The sequence below is a fragment of the Bordetella genomosp. 9 genome (genome assembly GCF_002261425.1).
Taxonomy (GTDB): Bacteria; Pseudomonadota; Gammaproteobacteria; order Burkholderiales; family Burkholderiaceae_B; genus Bordetella_C.
This window is the reverse complement of the sequence record NZ_NEVJ01000003.1, coordinates 3,049,646-3,067,408: the sequence shown is the minus strand read 5'-3', so window position 1 is coordinate 3,067,408 and position 17,763 is coordinate 3,049,646. Positions and strand designations below refer to the sequence as shown.

Sequence of the window (17,763 nt, the reverse complement as noted above, 5' to 3'; positions counted from 1 at the left end):
AGGGAGGCCTGCCATGACCTACCGCGTGGTGATACTGGAACCTGCCGCCACCTTCACGGCGGAAGACGACGAATCCATCCTGGACGCGGCGGGACGTGCCGGCGTGGCGATGCCCCACGAATGCACCTTCGGCGCGTGCGGCAGTTGCCGGGTCAGGATCCAGGAGGGCGCCGTCGCGTATGAAGAGATACCCCCGGCCCTGACCGAAGCGGAGCATGCCCAGGGATACGCCCTGGCTTGCCAGGCCAGGGCGGTTTCCGATCTCGTCCTGAGCCTGCCCGCGCGTGGCCCCATCCTGGCCGAGCCGATGACCACCAGCGCGTCGCTGCTGCAGGTACGCAGTGCCTGCGACGGCGTGCTGCACGTCACGCTTGCGGTGCCGGAGGACGGCCTGCCGGAATACCGGCCGGGCCAGCATATGAATATCCTGTTGCCCGATGGCAGCAAGCGCAGCTTTTCGATGGCGTCGCCGGCGCGCGGCCGTGGCGGGGAGATCGACCTGCATATCCGGCGCATACCCGGCGGCCGCTTCACGGATACGTTCCTGGCCCAGGCGGCGCCAGGCATGCCGCTGCGGATAGAGGCGCCGCTCGGTGGCTTCTGTTATCACGAAGAAGACTACCGGCCGCTGTTGATGGTCGCGACCGGCACCGGACTGGCGCCCATCAAGGCGATCCTGGAGTCGCTGCTGGACGACGCCGATTGTCCTCCCATCAAGTTGTACTGGGGCGTCCGCACCGAGGCCGACCTGTATATGCGCGACGTCATCGAAAGCTGGAAGGACAGGCTGTACGAGTTCGAGTTCGTGCCCGTGCTATCGCGTCCCGACCCGTCCTGGCAGGGCCGGCGTGGCCATGTCCAGGACGTGGTGGCCGAAGACCATGACGACCTGTCCGAATACGCGATATACCTGTGCGGATCGCCTGCCATGGTGACGGAGGCGAAAGCGGTCTTCGCCATGCTGGGCGCCAGCATGGCGCACGTGTATGCGGACAGCTTTACGTTCCAGGAATCCGCATCGGCCGCATGCGGGTAGCCCGGCCTGCCGGAATCTGGCGGCCTCCCCGCCTGGCTAGCCTCTTCCGGGTGCGAGGCGGGAGAGGATTTCCAACTGGCTCTGGCGGTACTGCTGCCATACCTTGGGCATATAGCTGATCTGGCCGCGCAGGCGGTCCCTATGGCGGCGGACGTCGTCGCGTCCGCTCAGCAGCTTGTGCAGGGCCTTGCGTGCCGGCGCACCCAGGCGGTCGAGCGCTTCTTCGTGGAAATCCATCTCGCTCTGGTGTTTGAGGGACTGGCATTGGGCGTCGGCCAGCGTGTCCAGGGCATCGAGCAGCGCCTCGGCCTGTTTTTTCCCGGGCAGCGCAGCGATGACGCCTGCCAGCGCCACGGCGCCTTTCCTGACGCCGGCTTCCTTTTCCAGGCGCAGGTGCAGCGCGCGGTAGAGCGCCACCAGGCCTGCGTCCGGCGCCACGGCCGACTGCAGTTCATGGCGGGCCGTCGCCAGGTTGTCGTGCAGCCGGGCCAATCTGGCGGGGTCCAGTTTGGCGATGCGCTCGCGCACCAGTGCGTTCAAGGAAACGCTGGTGGCAACGGCGCGGCCTTTGCCGTCCAGGCGTTGCGTCAGGTCCTGCAGCGCCTGCAGCTGCTTGTGGCTCAGCCGGTCGCCGGCGATCAACGCGTTCACCGCGTCCTTGATCAGCGCCTTGGCGGCGTCTTGTGGCGTCGGCGTCCAGCGCAGCTTTGCCGCGATGCTGTGGCGGGCGTTGCGGAAGGACATGCGCAGCGTCGTGTACGGCGTGACCACTGGCGGATATCCCTGCCGTTCGGCCCGCACATCCATGGCGGACGCGCTGCCGCTGGCGGCATACGGCGGCAGGGCAGCGCCGGGGATGGCCCGGATGTTCGCGCCGCGGGTACGGAAGGCAGGTGCCCGCGCGGCGCCCGCCAACAGGCCGCGGCAGGCGGTACGCAGGTCGTCGACGAAGCGGGCCATCTGATCGCGTATGGCCGCATCACGTTCGAAATCGCCCAGTTGTTCGGCCATGAACCTGTCGAACGTGCGAGTATCCGCATTCCTTTCCGGCGTTTCGCCGAGCATGGTTGCCATGGCGTACTGCTGCCTGGGGGAAAGCCGGCTCATCAAGTCCATCAGGCGTTCCACGCGAGGCAGGTCTACTTCGCCCGACAGGAGGTCGCCGTAGACCATTTCCCGGATGCTGGCATCGATCTGCTGGGCTTGCCCGTTGGCGGCTGCTTGCAGTATGGCGGCGCCCGGCCGATCCCAGGATGCCGCGCGTATGTGTTCCCGCGCCAGTTCCGCGACCGTGCCCAGCAGGAGCGAGGCAGCGTTGTGCTCGCGGGCGGCTTGCCGCGCCTTGGGCGTGCCGGCTTTTCGGTCCGACGGCGCACGTACGGCGAGCAGCTTGCCCGCCTCGCGCAGGATGTCGTCGCCCATGTCGTCGGTGCGATCGTTCAAGCGCGCCACGCCGCTGAGCGTTTCCAGCGGCAGGCTATGCATCAGCGGGTCGAGGATGCGTTTTACGAACTGCCTGTCGACGGCGTCGTAGCCTTCGGCATGGCCACGTTGCGCCAGGGCGGCCACCATCAGCGCGACGCGGCGGACGGCTTTCGGGTTGCCATCGGTTTCGGTCAGCGCGATCAAGGATTTGTAGAAGTCCAGGGCGCGATAGTGCAGGGCGTCCGGCATGCGGCGTTCCGTGCGCGCGATGCGGCGCAGTATGGACGCGCCCGCGGGCTTGAACTTTGTCCGGGCGGCGGGGGTGGCGAACGCATCGTCCGTCGACGGGGTGGGCGTCAAGGCTTGCCGCAGCTTGGCGATGACCAGGTCGACGTCCGGATGATGCCTGGCATTCGCCGTCAGCGTGGATGCCAGGGGCAAGCCGGCCTCTCTATCCGTTTGCGTGGCGATGTCGGCGATGTCGGCGGTGTCGGTGGTGTTGGCGGTGCTTCGCGGGTTGTCCGGCGCCTGGATGCTGGTCCGAGGACGCGTGACAGGGGCTGCCAGGGCTTCGCGCGGATCACGCGTATCACGTGTCTCGCGCGCATCGAGCGCATCGAGCGCATCGAGGGCGTCGAGGGTGTCGAGGGCGTCGAGGCCGTCGAGCCCGCTGAAGAGCGAATCCGATGATCCGATGCCATTGGACAGGGTGCGGGGCAGGCCCGAATCCGGCGTATGGGTCGATGCGAGGGAAACGGTGTCGGCATTGCCGCTGCCGTCGCGCGTCGTGGCGCGCGGCATTTCGGTCTGTGCGACGCCCCCGGCGACCAGCCTGAGCTTGCGAACTGCCGGGACCGGCTTTTCACCGGGCGTGTGCCGGTGGCTGGCCCGGCCTGTCTCGCCGAGCGGGCCGGGTTCGAAGGAGTGGCCGCCCAATCTGCCGGAGCGGGCCTGCGTGTCGAACGCGTGCGGGTCTGTGTGGGTGTAGGTTGCCTGGACGGCTGCTGTGCCTGCTGTCATGGTGCATCACTCTGCTTGGTATTGAAGAGCCGGAACCGCCGCCGCGGTGGCCGGGGTGCTGCCGTATCGGCATTTACCGGCAGATCGGTGACTGGTCCCGCCCAGTCGGTTCGAGCTTATGCGTCTCGGATATGGATGATTCAAGTGATGGCTTGCAACTTACGATGGCATGTCGGCCACTTGCTCGTCCGCGCGCCGCGCTGGACGGCGATGACCGCCGGTCAACATCCGGCGGTATATTCGTCGCGACCACGTTCAGCCGAGAGCTTCGATGCCGCACGACCACGACCATCATGACCATGACCACGCCGCCCCTGCCGGCCGCGGCGGGCACAGCCACGGTCCCGGCGGCCATGCTCATTCGAGCCACGGCGCCGCCGATGAACGCCGGCTGGCCTGGGCCCTGGCCATCATCACCGTATTCATGGTCGTGGAAATCGTCGGGGGCGTCCTATCGGGATCGCTGGCGCTGCTGGCGGACGCCGGCCATATGGTCAGCGACGCGGCAGCCCTCGCATTCAGCCTGGTGGCCCTGCGCGTGGGCCGCCGCTCCGCGACACCGCGCATGTCGTACGGCTATCGACGCCTGGAAATACTGGCGGCTTTCGTGAACGGCCTGGCCTTGTTCGCCATCGCGATCTGGATCGCGGTCGAGGCCATCCAGCGATTCTGGCAGCCGGTACAGGTCATGGCGGGCACCATGCTGGCCATCGCCGTCGCCGGCCTGCTGGCCAATATCGTCGGTTTCCTGATCCTGACCGGCGGCAGCCAGGAAAACCTGAACATGCGCAGCGCGCTGCTGCATGTCATGGGCGATCTGCTGGGCTCCGTGGCGGCCATCGTGGCGGCGGTGGTGATCATCTGGACGGGCTGGACGCCGATCGATCCCCTCCTGTCGGTGCTGGTCGCCGCCATCGTGCTGAAAGGCGCGTGGCGCCTGGTGCGATCATCCGGCCACATCCTGCTGGAGGGCACGCCGGGCGGCCTGGAGCCGCATGCGATCAAGGCCGATCTGGAGGAGAACGTCGCCCTGGTGCGCGTCGCACACCATATCCACGCCTGGTCCATCACCGCGGAGCAGCACATGCTGACGCTGCACGTCGTGCCGCGTGAAGGCGCGGCCGTGCGCGACGTCATCGACGCGGTGCGCAAGCGCGTCGCGGAGCGATTCAACATCTCGCATGTGACGGTGCAGGTAGAAGATTCCGAGCACCACGACGCGGAGACCTGAGCGGCCCGGGCGGCGCTACGCCGCCTTATGCGCCGGGGACCAGATGCCGGAGCAGCCGCGTCGATGGCTGCCCAGCAGGTGCGTATCGATCATGCCGGTGGCCTCCATCAGCGCGTGCATGGTGGTGGGACCGACGAAGCCGAAGCCGCGGGCACGCAAGGCCTTGCTCAAGGCGATCGAGGCGGCCGATATCGTGGGGATTTCCGCGAGCGTACGCGGCGCCGGCGTTTCCACCGGCTGAAACGACCAGATGAAGTCCGCCAGTCCGCCGTCCTCGCGCAGCCGGAGCGTGGCGGCGGCGTTGTTGATCGTGGCCAGGATCTTGGCCCGGTTGCGCACGATGCCCGCGTCGGCCATCAGGCGCTGGACGTCGTCATCCGTGTAGGTCGCGACGGTGTCCGGATCGAAGCCATGAAAGGCGGCCCGGAAGGCCTCCCGCTTGCGCAGGATGGTGGCCCAGGACAGGCCTGACTGGAAGCCTTCCAGCACCAGGCGTTCGAACATGCCGCGCTCGTCTCGCACGGGCATGCCCCATTCGGTGTCGTAGTAGGCCTGCAGCAGCGGATCGACCGCCGCCCAGGGCGGGCGCGCCAGTCCGTCGGCGCCGACGATCAGGCCGCTGTCGGCGACGTCCGGCGACGTTGATGCTGTCGCCGGTGCACGGGGTTTGCCACGGGTAGCCAACGGCGCCGTCCGCTTACATCGGGCGCGCGTCGGCGTTGGCGTAGTTGCGTTGCAGACTGGGCACGGGGAAGGTGTTGTTCAACATGGCGGTGCGCAGATGCTCGGCGTCCATGAAATCCGCGTGGCGCCGGCTGGAGTTCAGCAGCACCATGACCACCGGGCGGCCTTCCACGGTGGTCTGCATCACCAGGCATATCCCCGATTCATTGATGAAGCCGGTCTTCTGCAGGCCGATGTCCCAGTCCGGCTTGCCCACCAGGATGTTGGTGCTGCGATAGTCCAGCACGCCCTTGCCGGTGTTCACCGTATAGGCCTGATCTGTCGAGTACAGGCGGATCAGGGGGTAATGCGCGGCCGCCTGCACCATCCGTACCAGATCGCGCGCCGTCGACACGTTGTACTTGGACAGGCCGGCGACGTTCTCGAAACGCGTGTGCGTCATGCCCAGCGCCTGCGCCTTCGCATTCATCGCGGCGATGAAGGCCGGACGTCCGCCGGGGTAGTAGCGCGATAGCGCCGCCGCCGCGCGGTTTTCGGATGCCATCAGGGCGATGTGCAGCATGTCCTCGCGCGACAGCACCGAGCCTATGCGCAGGCGCGATCCCGTATGTTTCTCGAAGTCCTGGTCTTCTTCGGTGACGCGGATCGGTTCGGCCAGCGAGGCGCCGGAATCCAGCACCACCATCGCCATCATCAACTTGGTGATCGACGCGATGGGGACGACGGCGTCGGCGTCCTTGTCGACCAGCGTCTGGCCGGTGCTTTCGTCGACCATGTAGGCGACTTCTGAGTGCAGCGTGCTGCCGTCCGGCGCGAAGGGCAGCTTGGCGTAGCGATCGAGCTCGAGCGCCGTGCGGGTGGCCACGGCTTTATGCGTCACGGCGCGGCCGTGAACGGTCGTGGCTTCGCGCGAGCGGGATCGGTAGACGATCTTGCTGGTTTTCTTCTTGGTCGCGACCGGCTTGGCGGCCGGTTTCTTGGCGGCGGGCTTTTTGGCCGTCGACGTCTTGTCCGTTTGCGGCGCGTCGGCCGCGTTGGCATGGGAGGCGAACGGCAGCGCCAGGAAGGTTGCCGCGGCGGTCCGTAGTATCAGGCCGGTTGAGACGCGGCGCGCCAGGACGCGCAAGGGGGGCAGGAAATCAGGCATGGGAAAGCGAATGGAGCCATGGTGGGACGATGGCCTGCGCGGGCGCGGAGCTCGCGGCCGGGGACATCGTCGTGTTCGTCTGGAATGCGGGGACGGCGAGCAGGCCGCGTGCGGTCATGGCTGCTGCCCCTGCAGGAATTCTTCGATTTCGGCGCGTTCTTCACGCGTGACGTGGCCGCTCAGGGCCGCCAGCACCAGGGCCTTGCCGGATCCCGAGAAGACCTTCTGGATCAGGTCTTTCAGCAGCCTGCTTTGCAGTGCGTTCTGCGTGTGGGCGGGCGCATACACATGCGACCGTTCGCTTTCGTCGCGCGTCAGCAGTCCCTTCGCGTGCATGATCTGCATCTGGCGCAGGACCGCGGCATAGGTCAGGTCCGGACGTTCCGCCTGCATGGCCAGGTGGGCCTGCTTGACCGTCGCGGGGCCGAGCGTCCACAGGGCGCGCAGGACCTGGAGCTCGGCTGCGGTGGGCTTGGCGGAAAGGGCGGCGAGGGTCACGGAACGCGGGCTTGAAGAACAAAATTGCCGCGTAGAATACTTTTTCTAGAAAGATCCGTCTACTTCAGGGTTTGCCCTGAGCGCTCCGATCAGCGCCGCCATCGCACCTGGCCGCCCAGCCAGCAGCCGGCCTGCGCGCCGCGGGCCCGCAGATGGATGGCGGACGGCGCGCCCATCGCCACGCCTTGCCGCACGGTGTAGATCCGGGTTGCCGGTATCCGGTCCTCTGCTCGCAGATAGCCCCACAGGGCCGCGGCGGCGATGCCCGTGGCGGCGTCCTCGGGATAACCGGATGCCTTGGGGAATTGCCTGGCGCAGGCGCCGCCTTCCTGCAAGGCATAGGGATAGAGGCCCGTGGAGCCTATCGCTTCGCACAGCGTCGCCATGGCGCTGAAGTCAGGGGCCAGCGCGTCCAGCGCCTGGACGTCGGGCAGGCGCACCAGCGTCTTTACGCGGCTGGTGCTGGCGTTGACGGCATGCAGGCCCGGCGTCGCGGGATCGATGCGCAGGACGCGGGCGATGTGCTCGATCTGCGCCGTCGACAAGGCCTGCAGGGACACGCCGGGTTGCGAGACCCAGGCCCACTGCCGCGCGTCATCCCATTCGATGTCGACGCTGCCGCTCAGGGTTTGAACGCGGGCGGTCGGCGCGGACCACAGCCCCCATTGCCGCAGCGCCCACAGCGTGCCCACGGTCGCGTGGCCGCACATTTCCATTTCATGGTCGGGCACGAAGAAGCGCAGCCGCCAATCATGGGTCGCGGGATCGTCCGGCGGCAGCACGAAGGCGGACTCGTGGCCGTGCGCGCCCGCCAGCGCCTGCATCCGGCCCGCCGACATGCCGCGGGCATCGAGGACCAGCGGCACGGGGTTGCCGCCACGAGCGCCCGCGTCCGGATCGACGAACACGTCCAGCATCGCGGCCGTGCCTGGCGCCGGGCGCGCATTCGAAGCATCAATCAAGCCGGGCTCCCACGGCGCGCACGATGTCGCCCCAGAAAGGCGTGTCGCGGGCCACCGCCTGGCCCAGGGCGGCGGGCGTGTCGGGGCGAACGTCCACGCCCTTGGATGCCAGATCCGCCGCCAGGGCGGGATCGCGCAGCACCTCATTCAGCGCGGCATTCATGCGCGTGACGATGGCGGGCGGCGTGCCCTTGGGAAAGGCCAGTCCGTACCACAGCTGCTGCGTGTACGACGGCATGCCCTGCTGCGCGAACGTCGGGACATCGGGCAGGATGGGGGTGGCCGCCGTCGTGGCGACGGCGATGAGCTTGCCGGCGCGGACGAAGGGCGCGAGCCCCACGGGGTTGTCGAACATGATGTCCACCTGTCCGCCGATCAGATCGGTATAGGCGGGCGCCGCGCCGCGATAGGGCACGTGGGTCAGGTTCAGGCCCTGGTCCTTGCGGAACATCTCGCCCAGCAGGTGCGATACGGTGCCGACGCCGACGGATGCGAACGTGCTCGGACCGCGCGTTTTCAAAGCCTGGGTCAGCGCCGCAAGGGAGTCCGCCTTCAGCGCCGGATTGGCGGCCAGCACATAGGGCGACGTGCCGATGAAGCCGGCATAGGCGAAGTCGCGCGCCGGATCGTAGGGCAGGTTCTTGTACAGGCTGGGGCTGACCGCATGGGTACTGGTGGTGACCGCCAGCGCCGTATAGCCGTCCGCCGGCGCGCGGGCGGCCTGCCCCGATCCGATGGTGCCGCCGGCGCCGCCGACGTTGTTGATGATCACGGTCTGCCCCAGCTTGCTGGAGAGCATGGGCTGCAGCGCGCGGACGACGAGGTCGGTGCCGCCGCCGGGCGGGAAGGGGACGACGATGGTCACCGGCTTCTGCGGCCAGGCGGGTTGCGCGGACGCGGCCGGCGCGGCGATCGCCAGCGCGATTGCGCCGGCAAGGCGATACCAGGTGCTTGGGGACATGGCGACTCCTGTTGGAAGCGCCCATCCTAGGGGCCCGTGCCGCTGCCGGCGAACCGGCATGCGACATGGCGCGATCCGATTCGCGACAGCGGCGCCTGCTTGCGGGAAAACGCCTACGGCGCGCCAGGCCGTCGCCGACGCAGGCGCGAGTTAGCATAGTCGCAGGATCGGAGTAATCGCATGGTTCGGCATGTCCCGCTATCTTCCAAGCTAGACCTGATTGCGCGCGACGGCTACGCGCTGGCCGCCAGCCGCCAACCCGGCTATACCTTCCATTGGCACGCCCACGATTGCGCCATGTTGCTGTGGCCGCGCGCGGGCGCGCTGGACAGCGCGTGGGAAATGGCGGGCGGCGGTCGTCGCGGCCGGCTGGTGCGCGGCCAGGCGCTGCTGTTGCCGGCCTATGTGTCGCACAGCACGCGTTCGGGCGTGGGCACGCATCAGCATGGAGAACTCTATCTGGCGCCGGAACTGGTGCGGTGCCTGCCCGGCGCGCTGGGCCGTGGCGGTGCTCTGCAACTGGATGGCGCGGCGCAAGCGATGCTGGACGCGTTATGGATGCCCGCGTTGACGCCCGGTGCCATGCCGGGCCTGGTGCGCGCGCTGATCGAACAATTGGGCGCCAGCCACTCCGCCGCGAGTTCGCCGGAGCCGGCGGGGCAGTTGGCGCGCCGCTGGTTGGGCCACATACAGGCGAGCCTGCAGGGTGGCGGGGCATCGCCGTCGATCGCCCAGTCCGCCAGTCGGCTCGGTGTATCCGTGCGCGCCCTGCAGCGCGCCTGCATGCAGGAATACGGTCTCGCCCCGATAGCGCTGCGGCGCCTGGCGCTGGCCGAAGCCGCCCGAGCCAGGCTGGCCGCCGGCGAACCATTGGCGCGCGTCAGCGTGGAGCTGGGCTTTGCCAACAGCGGCCACCTCGGCCGTCTGCTGAGGGAAGTGCCCGCGCCGCTGCCAGCCACCCCGCCGGCCGCATGAGCGGACCGGTTAAACTTCGCGGCGGAATTGGCATGAGGACGCAGCGATGGCATTGGACAAGATCGAAAAACAGTCGGCCGAGCAGCTGGCCGCTGACGCCATACGCGAATACATCCTCAGCGGCCAGATTTCGCCCGGGTCCAAGCTGACCGAGGCTTTCCTGGCGGAACGTTTCGGCTTGTCCAGGGCGACGGTGCGCGGCGCCCTGCAGCGCATGTCGCAGGAAGGCCTGGTGCAGCTCGTGCCGTACACGGGATGGGAAACGATCAGGATCACGTCCCATGACGCATGGGAGCTCTACACCTTGCGCGCCAGCATGGAGTCGCTGGCGGCGCGGCTGGCCTGCGCCAGCCTGGATGATAAGGGCAGGGGATCGTTGGAGGCGGCGTACAAGCGCCTGGTGGACGCCTGTGCCGCCGAGGACAACCGCGCGGTCTCGCGCGCCGACTTCGGCCTGCACCAGACCATCATCGAGTTGAGCGGCCACGCGCGGCTGGCCCAGTGGTACAAGGTGGTCGAACAGCAGATCTCGCTGTACATCACGTGGAGCGACTTCATACCGAAGAATGTCTATGCCACCGTGCCCAAGCATCACGGCCCCATCGTGAAGGCCATATTGGCCGGCGACGCGGAGACCGCGGCGCGGCTGTCGGCCGAGCACAACGTCGCCGCGGGCGAAAAGCTGGTGGCGCATCTGCGCGCGCTGGAAACGCGCCAAGTTGCTGGCGCCGAGCCGAAAGCTGGTTCCGCGGACGGCAAGCTGGGCATCCTTTCTTCTTGACGCGACCAGAATCACGTTTCATACTTCGCCGTATATGGTCGACCATCGACTATCGCCCATCGACTATCAAGCGCCGGCTGCAAGGCGCGCGTTCCATGGGCGCCCCTAACTTTTCAAGGTTCAGCCAATGAAGGTCCGTGAGGTACGCGTCTACGTCATCCATACCGCCCGCCTGCACCCGGTGGTGGTCGAAGTCGAAACCGACGAGGGAATAATCGGCATAGGCGAAGCCGGCATCGCCTACGGGCTGGGACAGACGGCGGCGGCCGGCATGGTGAAGGACATCGCGGAGCGCATCCTCATCGGCAAGGACCCTTTCCGCATCGAAGCGCTGTGGTCCGAGATGTACGACCACACGTTCTGGGCCAAGGGCAATGGCGGGGCCATCGTCTACGGCGCCATCAGCGCGATCGAAACGGCCCTGTGGGACATCAAGGGCAAGGCCCTGAACGTTCCGGTGTACGAGATGCTGGGCGGCAAGATGCGCGAAGACGTGCGCCTGTATTCCAATGGCTGGGGGCAGCCCCATCGAGAGGTGAAGCCGTTCGCCGATGCCGCGGAAAAGGCCGTCAGCGAAGGCTTCGACGCGCTCAAGTGCTATCCCTTTGCCTATCGCGACCCCGATCCGCGCGCGACGTCCCGCCATCCGTCGATGCGCAGCCTGGACAAGGACATCCTCAACCTTGCCTATGACAAGCTGAAAGCGGCGCGGCAGGCCGTGGGGCCGAACGTCGACATCATGCTGGACCTGAGCGGCGGCCTGAGCTGCGACGAGACCATACGCTTCTGCCGCCGGGCCGAGGAGCTGGACATCTTCTTCATCGAAGAACCCTGCGATCCGTTCGACGTCGGCGCGTTGAAGAAAATTTCCGACCACGTCCGCATCCCCGTCGCGGCGGGGGAGCGGGTCTACACCCGCTATGGCTTCCGGCCCATGCTGGAGGCCCATGCCGTGGACGTCATCCAGCCGGATATCGCGCTGACGGGCGGCATCATGGAAGCGAAGAAAATCGCCGCGATGGCCGAAGCCTACGACGTCCGCGTGCAGCCGCATGTGTGCGGCAGTCCGCTGTCGACCGCCATCGCGCTGCACCTGGATGCCTGCATTCCCAACTTCGCCATCCAGGAAATCTACCCGTACTGGCAAACCATGCCCGGCTACATCGAGATCCTGGACGAACCTCCGGAAGCTCGCATCAAGGGCGGCCGCCTGGCCATTTCGGACAAGCCCGGTTGGGGCGTGAACCTGAGGACGGATGCAATCAAGTCCTTCCTGGCGCACACCGTCACCGCCGCCTGAGCCTTCGTTCCAGATTCATTCGTGCACGCCCGTCGCGAAGCGCGGCGGTGCCTGATCAGTTGCTCACTCCAAAGAAAAAGGGGAAAACATGAAACGCATCGATCTGAAAAAACTCGCCGGCATGCTGGCCGTGACCGCCGCGGGATTGGGCGTGACGGCGACGAGCCTGGCGGCCGACACGTCGCCAGCCCTGGACAAGGATACGTTGACGGTCGGCATCGCCAACAACAAGCCCTGGGCTTATCGGGACACGGATGGCGCCTATAAAGGCGTCAACATCGACATCCTGCGCGCCGTGTTCGAACCGCTGGGCGTCAAGCAATTCAACTTCACCATCGGTGATTTCGGCTCGCTCATCCCGGGGCTGGCATCCCGGCGCTTCGACGTGGTCGACTCCGGCGTGGTGATCACGCCGCAGCGCTGCGAACTGGTGTTGTTCGGCGATCCCGAGCTGACCAGCCTGGACGCCTTGCTGGTGCTCAAGGGCAACCCGCGCAACATCCACAGCTTCGACGACGTGGTCAAGAATCCCGCGCTGAAGATCGGCGGCAGCCGCGGCGGCCAGCAGACGAAGAACGCCGCATCGGCGGGCGTGACCGGCGACCAGCTGCAGCAGTTCCAGAATACCGAGTCGACCGTCTCCGCCTTGCTGGCGAATCGGGTCGACGGCATCGTGTTCACCTCCGGGACCGCCAACGCGCTGCTCGACGGCCCGAACGTGGGCGACAAGATCGAACGCGCCAAGCCGTTCACCGGCCTGATGGATCCCAAGACCGGCAAGGTCGTGCAGTCCTATATCGGCGCGGCCTTCCGCAAGGACAGCCAGCCGCTGCGCGACGCCTACAACCAGCAGTTGGCGAAGCTGAAGGCCAGCGGCGCCATCAACAAGATCGCCGAGAAATACGGCTTCAGCATCGAAGAGAAGGCTCCTGACGGGCTGACCAGCAGCCAGATCTGCGCCGCCGGTTGAACCCCCGGGGACCAGGATCTCGTGCCATGGATTTCTTCGCTATTCTCGGCAATGTCTGGAGCGGCTTCGGCATCACGGCCAGCGTAGTGGCGCTGGCGCTGCTGTACGGGATTCCGTTCGCCCTGGTGTTCGGCACCTTGCAGCACGAGCTGACGGGCTGGAAGCGGTTCGTCGTCACCTCGATCATCGAGTTCTGGCGCAGCTCGCCGATCATCGTGCTGCTGTTTGTTTTCTACTATGCGCTGCCCATGATCCACATCGAGCTCAGCGCCCTGGCGGTGGGCTGCATGGTGCTGGGCCTGAACATCGGCGGCTACGGGACCCAGGCGGTGCGCGCCGGATTGCAGGCGCTGGATCCGGGGCAGAAGGAAGCCGGAATATCGCTGGGATTGTCGCCGCTGGAAAACCTGCTGCTGATACAGCTGCCCCAGGCCCTGCGCGCCGGCATCCCCACCTACATCAACCTGCTGATACAGCTGATCAAGGGTACGGTGCTGGTCTCGCTGTTGAGCCTGGCGGACATGACCTTCCGGGCGAAGGAAATCGCGCAAGTCACCTTCATGCCCACCACGGCATACACGGCCTTGCTGCTGTCGTACTTCGTCCTTTGTTATCCATTGACGATCCTGGGCCGCTACCTGGAAAGGCACCATGGCATGCGGGAGCGCAAGCAGGATGTTTGACGCCCAATTCCTGATCAAGGCGTTCCCGGTCATCCTGGAATCGCTGGGAACGACGTTGTGGATCACGGTCGCTTCCTGCATCCTCGCCACGGTGCTGGGCTTCGCGCTGGAGCTCCTGCGTCGCGCCAACAAGTGGTTCGGCTTCATCACGGACTTCATCCGGTCCACGCCCATCCTGGTGCAGATCTATTTCTTCTATTTCGTTCTGCCCAGGTTCGGCATTACCTTGCCCGCGCTGGTCATCGGCGTATTCGCACTGGGTCTGTACTACTCGGCTTATCTGGCGGAAGTCTTCAAGGCGGGCATCGATGCGATACCGCGCGGCCAGACCGAGGCGGCGCAGAGCCTGGGCCTGTCCTGGGCGGACCAGGTGATCCGCATCATCATGCCGCAGATGCTGCGGCACGTGGCCGCGCCCATGGGCAACTACTTCGTGTCGCTGCTGAAGGCCACGCCCTATCTGGCCGTGATCGCCGTGCCGGAAATGCTGGGGGCGGCGCTGGAGCTGGGTTCCGACAGCTTCCGCTACGCGGAACCCATGGTCGCCACTGAGGTCATTTTCCTGGTGCTGGCGATCGCTATCGCGCAGTTGGTGCGCCTGCTCGAACTTCACATGATGCGCTCGGCAAAGCGCTGAGGGGAACTCCATGACACAAGATCAGCGCGTGGCAGCCTCCGGCCCCGCCGTACAAATCGACGGTTTGAACAAGTGGTACGGCAAGTACCACGCATTGCGCGACGTCAACCTGACGGTGGCGCCCGGCGAGACCATCGTCATCTGCGGGCCTTCGGGGTCCGGCAAGTCGACGCTGATACGGTGCATCAATGGGCTGGAACGGCATCACCAGGGCACCATCCTGGCCAACGGGCTGGCGGTCGGCGAAGACGCCAGGACGATGCGCGAGATACGCAAGAACACCGGCATGGTGTTCCAGCATTTCAATCTTTTCCCGCACCTGACCGTGCTGCAGAACTGCACGCTGGCGCTGACGCGGGTGCGACGCATTGCGCGCGCCGAAGCCGAGGATATCGCCAACGCTTTGCTGGAACGGGTGCGCATGGGCGATCACACGCACAAATACCCCAGCCAGCTTTCGGGCGGCCAGCAACAGCGGGTCGCCATCGCGCGATCGCTATGCATGAAACCCCGCATCATGCTGTTCGACGAACCGACTTCCGCCCTGGATCCGGAAATGATCAAGGAAGTCCTGGACGTCATGCGGACACTGGCCAACGATGGCATGACGATGATCTGCGTCACGCATGAAATGGGCTTCGCCCGCGAGGTGGCCGACCGCGTCGTCTTCATGGACGGCGGCGCGATCGTCGAAGAGGACACGCCGGAATCCTTCTTCGGTTCGCCCAAGCACGAACGCAGCCAGCGCTTCCTGGCCCAGCTGCTGCACTGACCGCGGTCGCCGCGGCGTCAATAGCCGCGGGCCATATCGATGTGGCCGGATAGCGGAAGTGCACCTGAGTCTGCGTAGCTGGCAAGACCGCGGCAACGGTTGGCCAACGCGCGTGACATCAAAGGTCCGGCCGTCGATAGCCGGGTCTTTACGGAATTCGGTCCGAGTGCCCCGTCGCCATCTCTGGCCATGACTGCGAGTGTCGATGTTGGCGATCAAGCATGGATAAGCGTCAGGTGCCCGACCGCCGCCCGCGTGGGGTGGACTCGAATCTCGATGTCATAGCCCAGTCTGTTCAGGCAATCCATCAGCTTGCGTTCGGAAAAGTTGGAGAACTCGCCACGCAGGAGCGCGGACACCTTCGGTTGGGTCAGGCCCATGCGGTGCGCAGCCTCAACTTGCGTCAATCCACGCTCCCGGATGGCCCTGGTGATTTCGATGGTCAGGCCAGACTTTATCTTCAGCTTTTCAGCGTCGGCCAGTTCGAGATCGGCAAACACATTACCGGTGCCGGTCTCGACCTCGATCCCTTCAACGATGTGCTTTATCATCTTTCAACTCCTGTGCCAAGATCGCGGCCACCTTGAACCGCTGCCGAATGATTTCCATATCTGCCTGAGGGGTTGCAATGCCCCGTTTGCTCCTTTTCTGGAAGACGTGAAGCACGAACACCGCTACTCGGAAGCGCACGGTGTACACCGCACGATAGGTGCCGTCAGCGTCGTCCTCGACCACTTCCAGCACGCCCGCGCTGCCGAAACCCTTCAGGACCTTTGCTGCATCGTGCTGCTTCCTACCCAAAGCAGCGGCCGTTCACGATCATCAGTCATGCAGTTTATACCATTTCAAGTATATCGGTGCCCATAGCTTTCGCAGGCGTCTGCGATGACGCGGTTCCGTCTCGGGCATTCCGGGTTTGTTGGGCGGCCGCTATACGCAGGCTATGGATCAGCCGAGATGCAGCGGCTATCGAGTTCGCCGTGGGACGAGTGTGCCAAGTGACGCTTGACCGGTGATGGTTCCTGGCAGGATGACAAGGAGGCAGATGGATGGTGCGTGACAGCAAACAGGCTCGTCGCCAGCACCCCACGGCGCGCGGCCGCGCAAATGAAAAATGCCCAGCTGCATACGCAACTGGGCATTCCATTTATATTCTTGGTGGCCTGGGGCGGAATCGAACCACCGACACAAGGATTTTCAATCCTCTGCTCTACCGACTGAGCTACCAGGCCAACGTGAGCCCGCTACTATACACACTTTTTCGAGGCCGTGCTCAGCTTGGGTACCGTTCGGTAGCAAAGCGCTATAATTCAACGCGTTCCAGCCTCGGCGAGCCTGCTTCAGCGCCCCCGGGACTGCCCTCACTATCCCGGCCCTGCGGCGCGACGCAGGCAATGGCAAATGTCGGTCGACGTTCTTACTTTCGGCTTGAATCACACTTCCGCGCCCGTGTCGGTGCGCGAACGCGTGTCCATGCCTGTCGATCTGCTGCGTCCGGCCCTGGAAGGATTGCGGAGCGCCTTCGGCGGCTCCGTGCGCGAAGCGGCCATCCTGTCCACCTGTAATCGCACCGAAGTCTATTGCGCGGCCGAGCCCCATGTGGCCGAGCATCTGCCGGCCTGGCTGGCGGACGTCAATCAGGTACAGGCCATCGATCTGCGGCCGCATCTTTATCAGCACCAGCAGGACGGCGCGGTGCGCCACGCTTTCCGCGTGGCCAGCGGCCTGGATTCCATGGTGCTGGGCGAACCGCAGATCCTGGGCCAGATGAAAGACGCCGTGCGCGCCGCCGATGAGGCCGGTTCGCTGGGCACCTTGCTGCATCAGCTGTTCCAGCGCACGTTCTCCGTCGCCAAGGAAGTGCGGTCGACCACCGAAATCGGCGCGCATTCGGTTTCCATGGCCGCCGCCGCGGTGCGCCTGGCCGAGCGGGTGTTCGGCGATATGGCCGACGCGCGCACGCTGTTCATCGGCGCGGGTGAAATGATCGAGTTGTGCGCCACCCACTTCGCGGCCCAGCGGCCGCGCGAAATGGTGGTGGCCAACCGTACCGTCGAGCGCGCCGAAACGCTGGCCGGCCGTTTTTCGGCGGGCACCATGCGCCTGGCCGACCTGACGGAACGGCTGCACGAATTCGACGTCATCGTCTCCTGTACGGCCAGTTCCCTGCCCATCCTCGGGCTGGGGATGGTCGAGCGTGCCACCAAGCAGCGCCGCCACCGCCCCATGGTCATGATCGACCTGGCCGTGCCGCGCGATATCGAACCCGAAGTCGGCCGCCTGGACGACGTCTATCTGTATTCCGTGGACGACCTGGGCCGGCTGGTGCAAAGCGGGACCGACGCGCGCCGTGCGGCGATGGTGCAGGCCGAAGCCATCATCGACGCCCGCGTGCGCAATTTCATGCAGTGGATGGCGTCGCGCGCCATCGTGCCGGTGGTGCAGGAGCTGCAGCAGGGCGCCGACGCGATCCGTACCGCGGAACTCGAACGTGCGCGCCGCATGTTGGCGCGGGGCGAGTCGCCGGAAGCCGTACTGGAACAGCTGGCCCACGGCCTGACACAAAAATACCTGCACGGCCCCATGGCCGCGCTCAATCGCAGCGAAGGCGCCGATCGCGACCAGCTGCTGGCCATGGTCCCGCGCCTGTTCCCCGGCCGCGATTCGCGGCGTTAGCGACG

Annotated in this window: 18 protein-coding genes and 1 tRNA gene; 10 read left to right on the top strand and 9 right to left on the bottom strand. The window is 66.0% G+C overall.

Translation table 11 applies throughout. From position 1 onward, the window contains the following. Positions 1 to 13: 13 nt before the first annotated feature. Positions 14 to 1,036, top strand: coding sequence for a 2Fe-2S iron-sulfur cluster-binding protein (locus CAL26_RS24975; protein WP_094849343.1), 1,023 nt, complete (start codon positions 14 to 16; stop codon positions 1,034 to 1,036). A gap of 36 nt (positions 1,037 to 1,072) precedes the next feature. Here the strand turns inward: CAL26_RS24975 and CAL26_RS24970 are convergent, their stop codons facing one another. Then, the gene (locus CAL26_RS24970) at positions 1,073 to 3,481 is read right to left on the bottom strand and encodes a hypothetical protein (protein ID WP_143277495.1); all 2,409 of its coding nucleotides are present in this window, start codon (positions 3,479 to 3,481) and stop codon (positions 1,073 to 1,075) included. Positions 3,482 to 3,752: 271 nt separating this feature from the next. On the opposite strand from CAL26_RS24970, the gene CAL26_RS24965 reads away from it, so the two are divergent. Further along, positions 3,753 to 4,712, top strand: a complete 960-nt coding sequence (locus CAL26_RS24965; RefSeq protein ID WP_094849341.1) for a cation diffusion facilitator family transporter — start codon at positions 3,753 to 3,755, stop codon at positions 4,710 to 4,712. A 15-nt stretch (positions 4,713 to 4,727) separates the two neighbouring features. On the opposite strand, the gene CAL26_RS24960 is transcribed toward CAL26_RS24965, so the two are convergent. The 5 genes from CAL26_RS24960 to CAL26_RS24940 form a co-directional block, all read right to left on the bottom strand. Further along, complete coding sequence (locus CAL26_RS24960) at positions 4,728 to 5,327, bottom strand: DNA-3-methyladenine glycosylase I (RefSeq protein ID WP_179283527.1); 600 nt, start codon at positions 5,325 to 5,327, stop codon at positions 4,728 to 4,730. An 82-nt stretch (positions 5,328 to 5,409) separates the two neighbouring features. Continuing rightward, positions 5,410 to 6,543 (bottom strand): serine hydrolase, encoded by a 1,134-nt coding sequence (locus CAL26_RS24955; protein WP_094849339.1) that lies wholly within the window; start codon positions 6,541 to 6,543, stop codon positions 5,410 to 5,412. Positions 6,544 to 6,657: 114 nt separating this feature from the next. Then, positions 6,658 to 7,041 carry a BlaI/MecI/CopY family transcriptional regulator gene (locus CAL26_RS24950; protein ID WP_094849338.1) on the bottom strand — a complete coding sequence of 128 codons (384 nt, stop codon included), beginning with the start codon at positions 7,039 to 7,041 and terminating at the stop codon, positions 6,658 to 6,660. A gap of 89 nt (positions 7,042 to 7,130) precedes the next feature. Continuing rightward, positions 7,131 to 8,003, bottom strand: a complete 873-nt coding sequence (locus tag CAL26_RS24945) for a PhzF family phenazine biosynthesis protein (protein WP_306437106.1) — start codon at positions 8,001 to 8,003, stop codon at positions 7,131 to 7,133. Further along, positions 7,996 to 8,964 carry a tripartite tricarboxylate transporter substrate-binding protein gene (locus CAL26_RS24940; protein WP_094849336.1) on the bottom strand — a complete coding sequence of 323 codons (969 nt, stop codon included), beginning with the start codon at positions 8,962 to 8,964 and terminating at the stop codon, positions 7,996 to 7,998. The genes CAL26_RS24945 and CAL26_RS24940 overlap by 8 nt, the downstream gene beginning before the upstream one ends. Positions 8,965 to 9,144: 180 nt before the next feature. Between CAL26_RS24940 and CAL26_RS24935 the strand changes: the two genes are divergently transcribed. From CAL26_RS24935 to CAL26_RS24905, 7 genes are all read left to right on the top strand, one after another. Next, the gene (locus CAL26_RS24935) at positions 9,145 to 9,939 is read left to right on the top strand and encodes a helix-turn-helix domain-containing protein (RefSeq protein ID WP_094849335.1); all 795 of its coding nucleotides are present in this window, start codon (positions 9,145 to 9,147) and stop codon (positions 9,937 to 9,939) included. Positions 9,940 to 9,985: 46 nt separating this feature from the next. Further along, the gene (locus CAL26_RS24930) at positions 9,986 to 10,720 is read left to right on the top strand and encodes a GntR family transcriptional regulator (protein ID WP_094849334.1); all 735 of its coding nucleotides are present in this window, start codon (positions 9,986 to 9,988) and stop codon (positions 10,718 to 10,720) included. Between the two features lie 127 nt (positions 10,721 to 10,847). Next, complete coding sequence (locus tag CAL26_RS24925) at positions 10,848 to 12,020, top strand: mandelate racemase/muconate lactonizing enzyme family protein (RefSeq protein WP_094849333.1); 1,173 nt, start codon at positions 10,848 to 10,850, stop codon at positions 12,018 to 12,020. A gap of 88 nt (positions 12,021 to 12,108) precedes the next feature. Next, positions 12,109 to 12,990, top strand: a complete 882-nt coding sequence (ehuB, locus tag CAL26_RS24920) for an ectoine/hydroxyectoine ABC transporter substrate-binding protein EhuB (RefSeq protein WP_094849332.1) — start codon at positions 12,109 to 12,111, stop codon at positions 12,988 to 12,990. Between the two features lie 26 nt (positions 12,991 to 13,016). Further along, entirely contained in the window at positions 13,017 to 13,673 is a 657-nt protein-coding gene (locus CAL26_RS24915; RefSeq protein WP_086067239.1) for an amino acid ABC transporter permease, read from the top strand. Continuing rightward, a complete protein-coding gene (locus CAL26_RS24910; protein ID WP_086067238.1) occupies positions 13,666 to 14,310 on the top strand; it encodes an amino acid ABC transporter permease in 645 nt (214 codons plus the stop codon). Before CAL26_RS24915 ends, CAL26_RS24910 begins: the two co-directional genes overlap by 8 nt. 10 nt (positions 14,311 to 14,320) lie before the next feature. Beyond that, positions 14,321 to 15,082 carry an amino acid ABC transporter ATP-binding protein gene (locus CAL26_RS24905; RefSeq protein WP_094849331.1) on the top strand — a complete coding sequence of 254 codons (762 nt, stop codon included), beginning with the start codon at positions 14,321 to 14,323 and terminating at the stop codon, positions 15,080 to 15,082. Positions 15,083 to 15,297: 215 nt separating this feature from the next. Here the strand turns inward: CAL26_RS24905 and CAL26_RS24900 are convergent, their stop codons facing one another. The 3 genes from CAL26_RS24900 to CAL26_RS24890 form a co-directional block, all read right to left on the bottom strand. Then, complete coding sequence (locus CAL26_RS24900; RefSeq protein WP_094849330.1) at positions 15,298 to 15,633, bottom strand: helix-turn-helix domain-containing protein; 336 nt, start codon at positions 15,631 to 15,633, stop codon at positions 15,298 to 15,300. Then, positions 15,614 to 15,883, bottom strand: coding sequence for a type II toxin-antitoxin system RelE/ParE family toxin (locus CAL26_RS24895; RefSeq protein ID WP_094849329.1), 270 nt, complete (start codon positions 15,881 to 15,883; stop codon positions 15,614 to 15,616). Before CAL26_RS24895 ends, CAL26_RS24900 begins: the two co-directional genes overlap by 20 nt. A 355-nt stretch (positions 15,884 to 16,238) precedes the next feature. After that, a tRNA-Phe gene (locus tag CAL26_RS24890) sits at positions 16,239 to 16,314 on the bottom strand. A 169-nt stretch (positions 16,315 to 16,483) separates the two neighbouring features. On the opposite strand from CAL26_RS24890, the gene hemA reads away from it, so the two are divergent. Beyond that, entirely contained in the window at positions 16,484 to 17,758 is a 1,275-nt protein-coding gene (gene hemA, locus CAL26_RS24885) for a glutamyl-tRNA reductase (RefSeq protein ID WP_094849328.1), read from the top strand. The last annotated feature ends 5 nt before the right edge of the window (positions 17,759 to 17,763 follow it).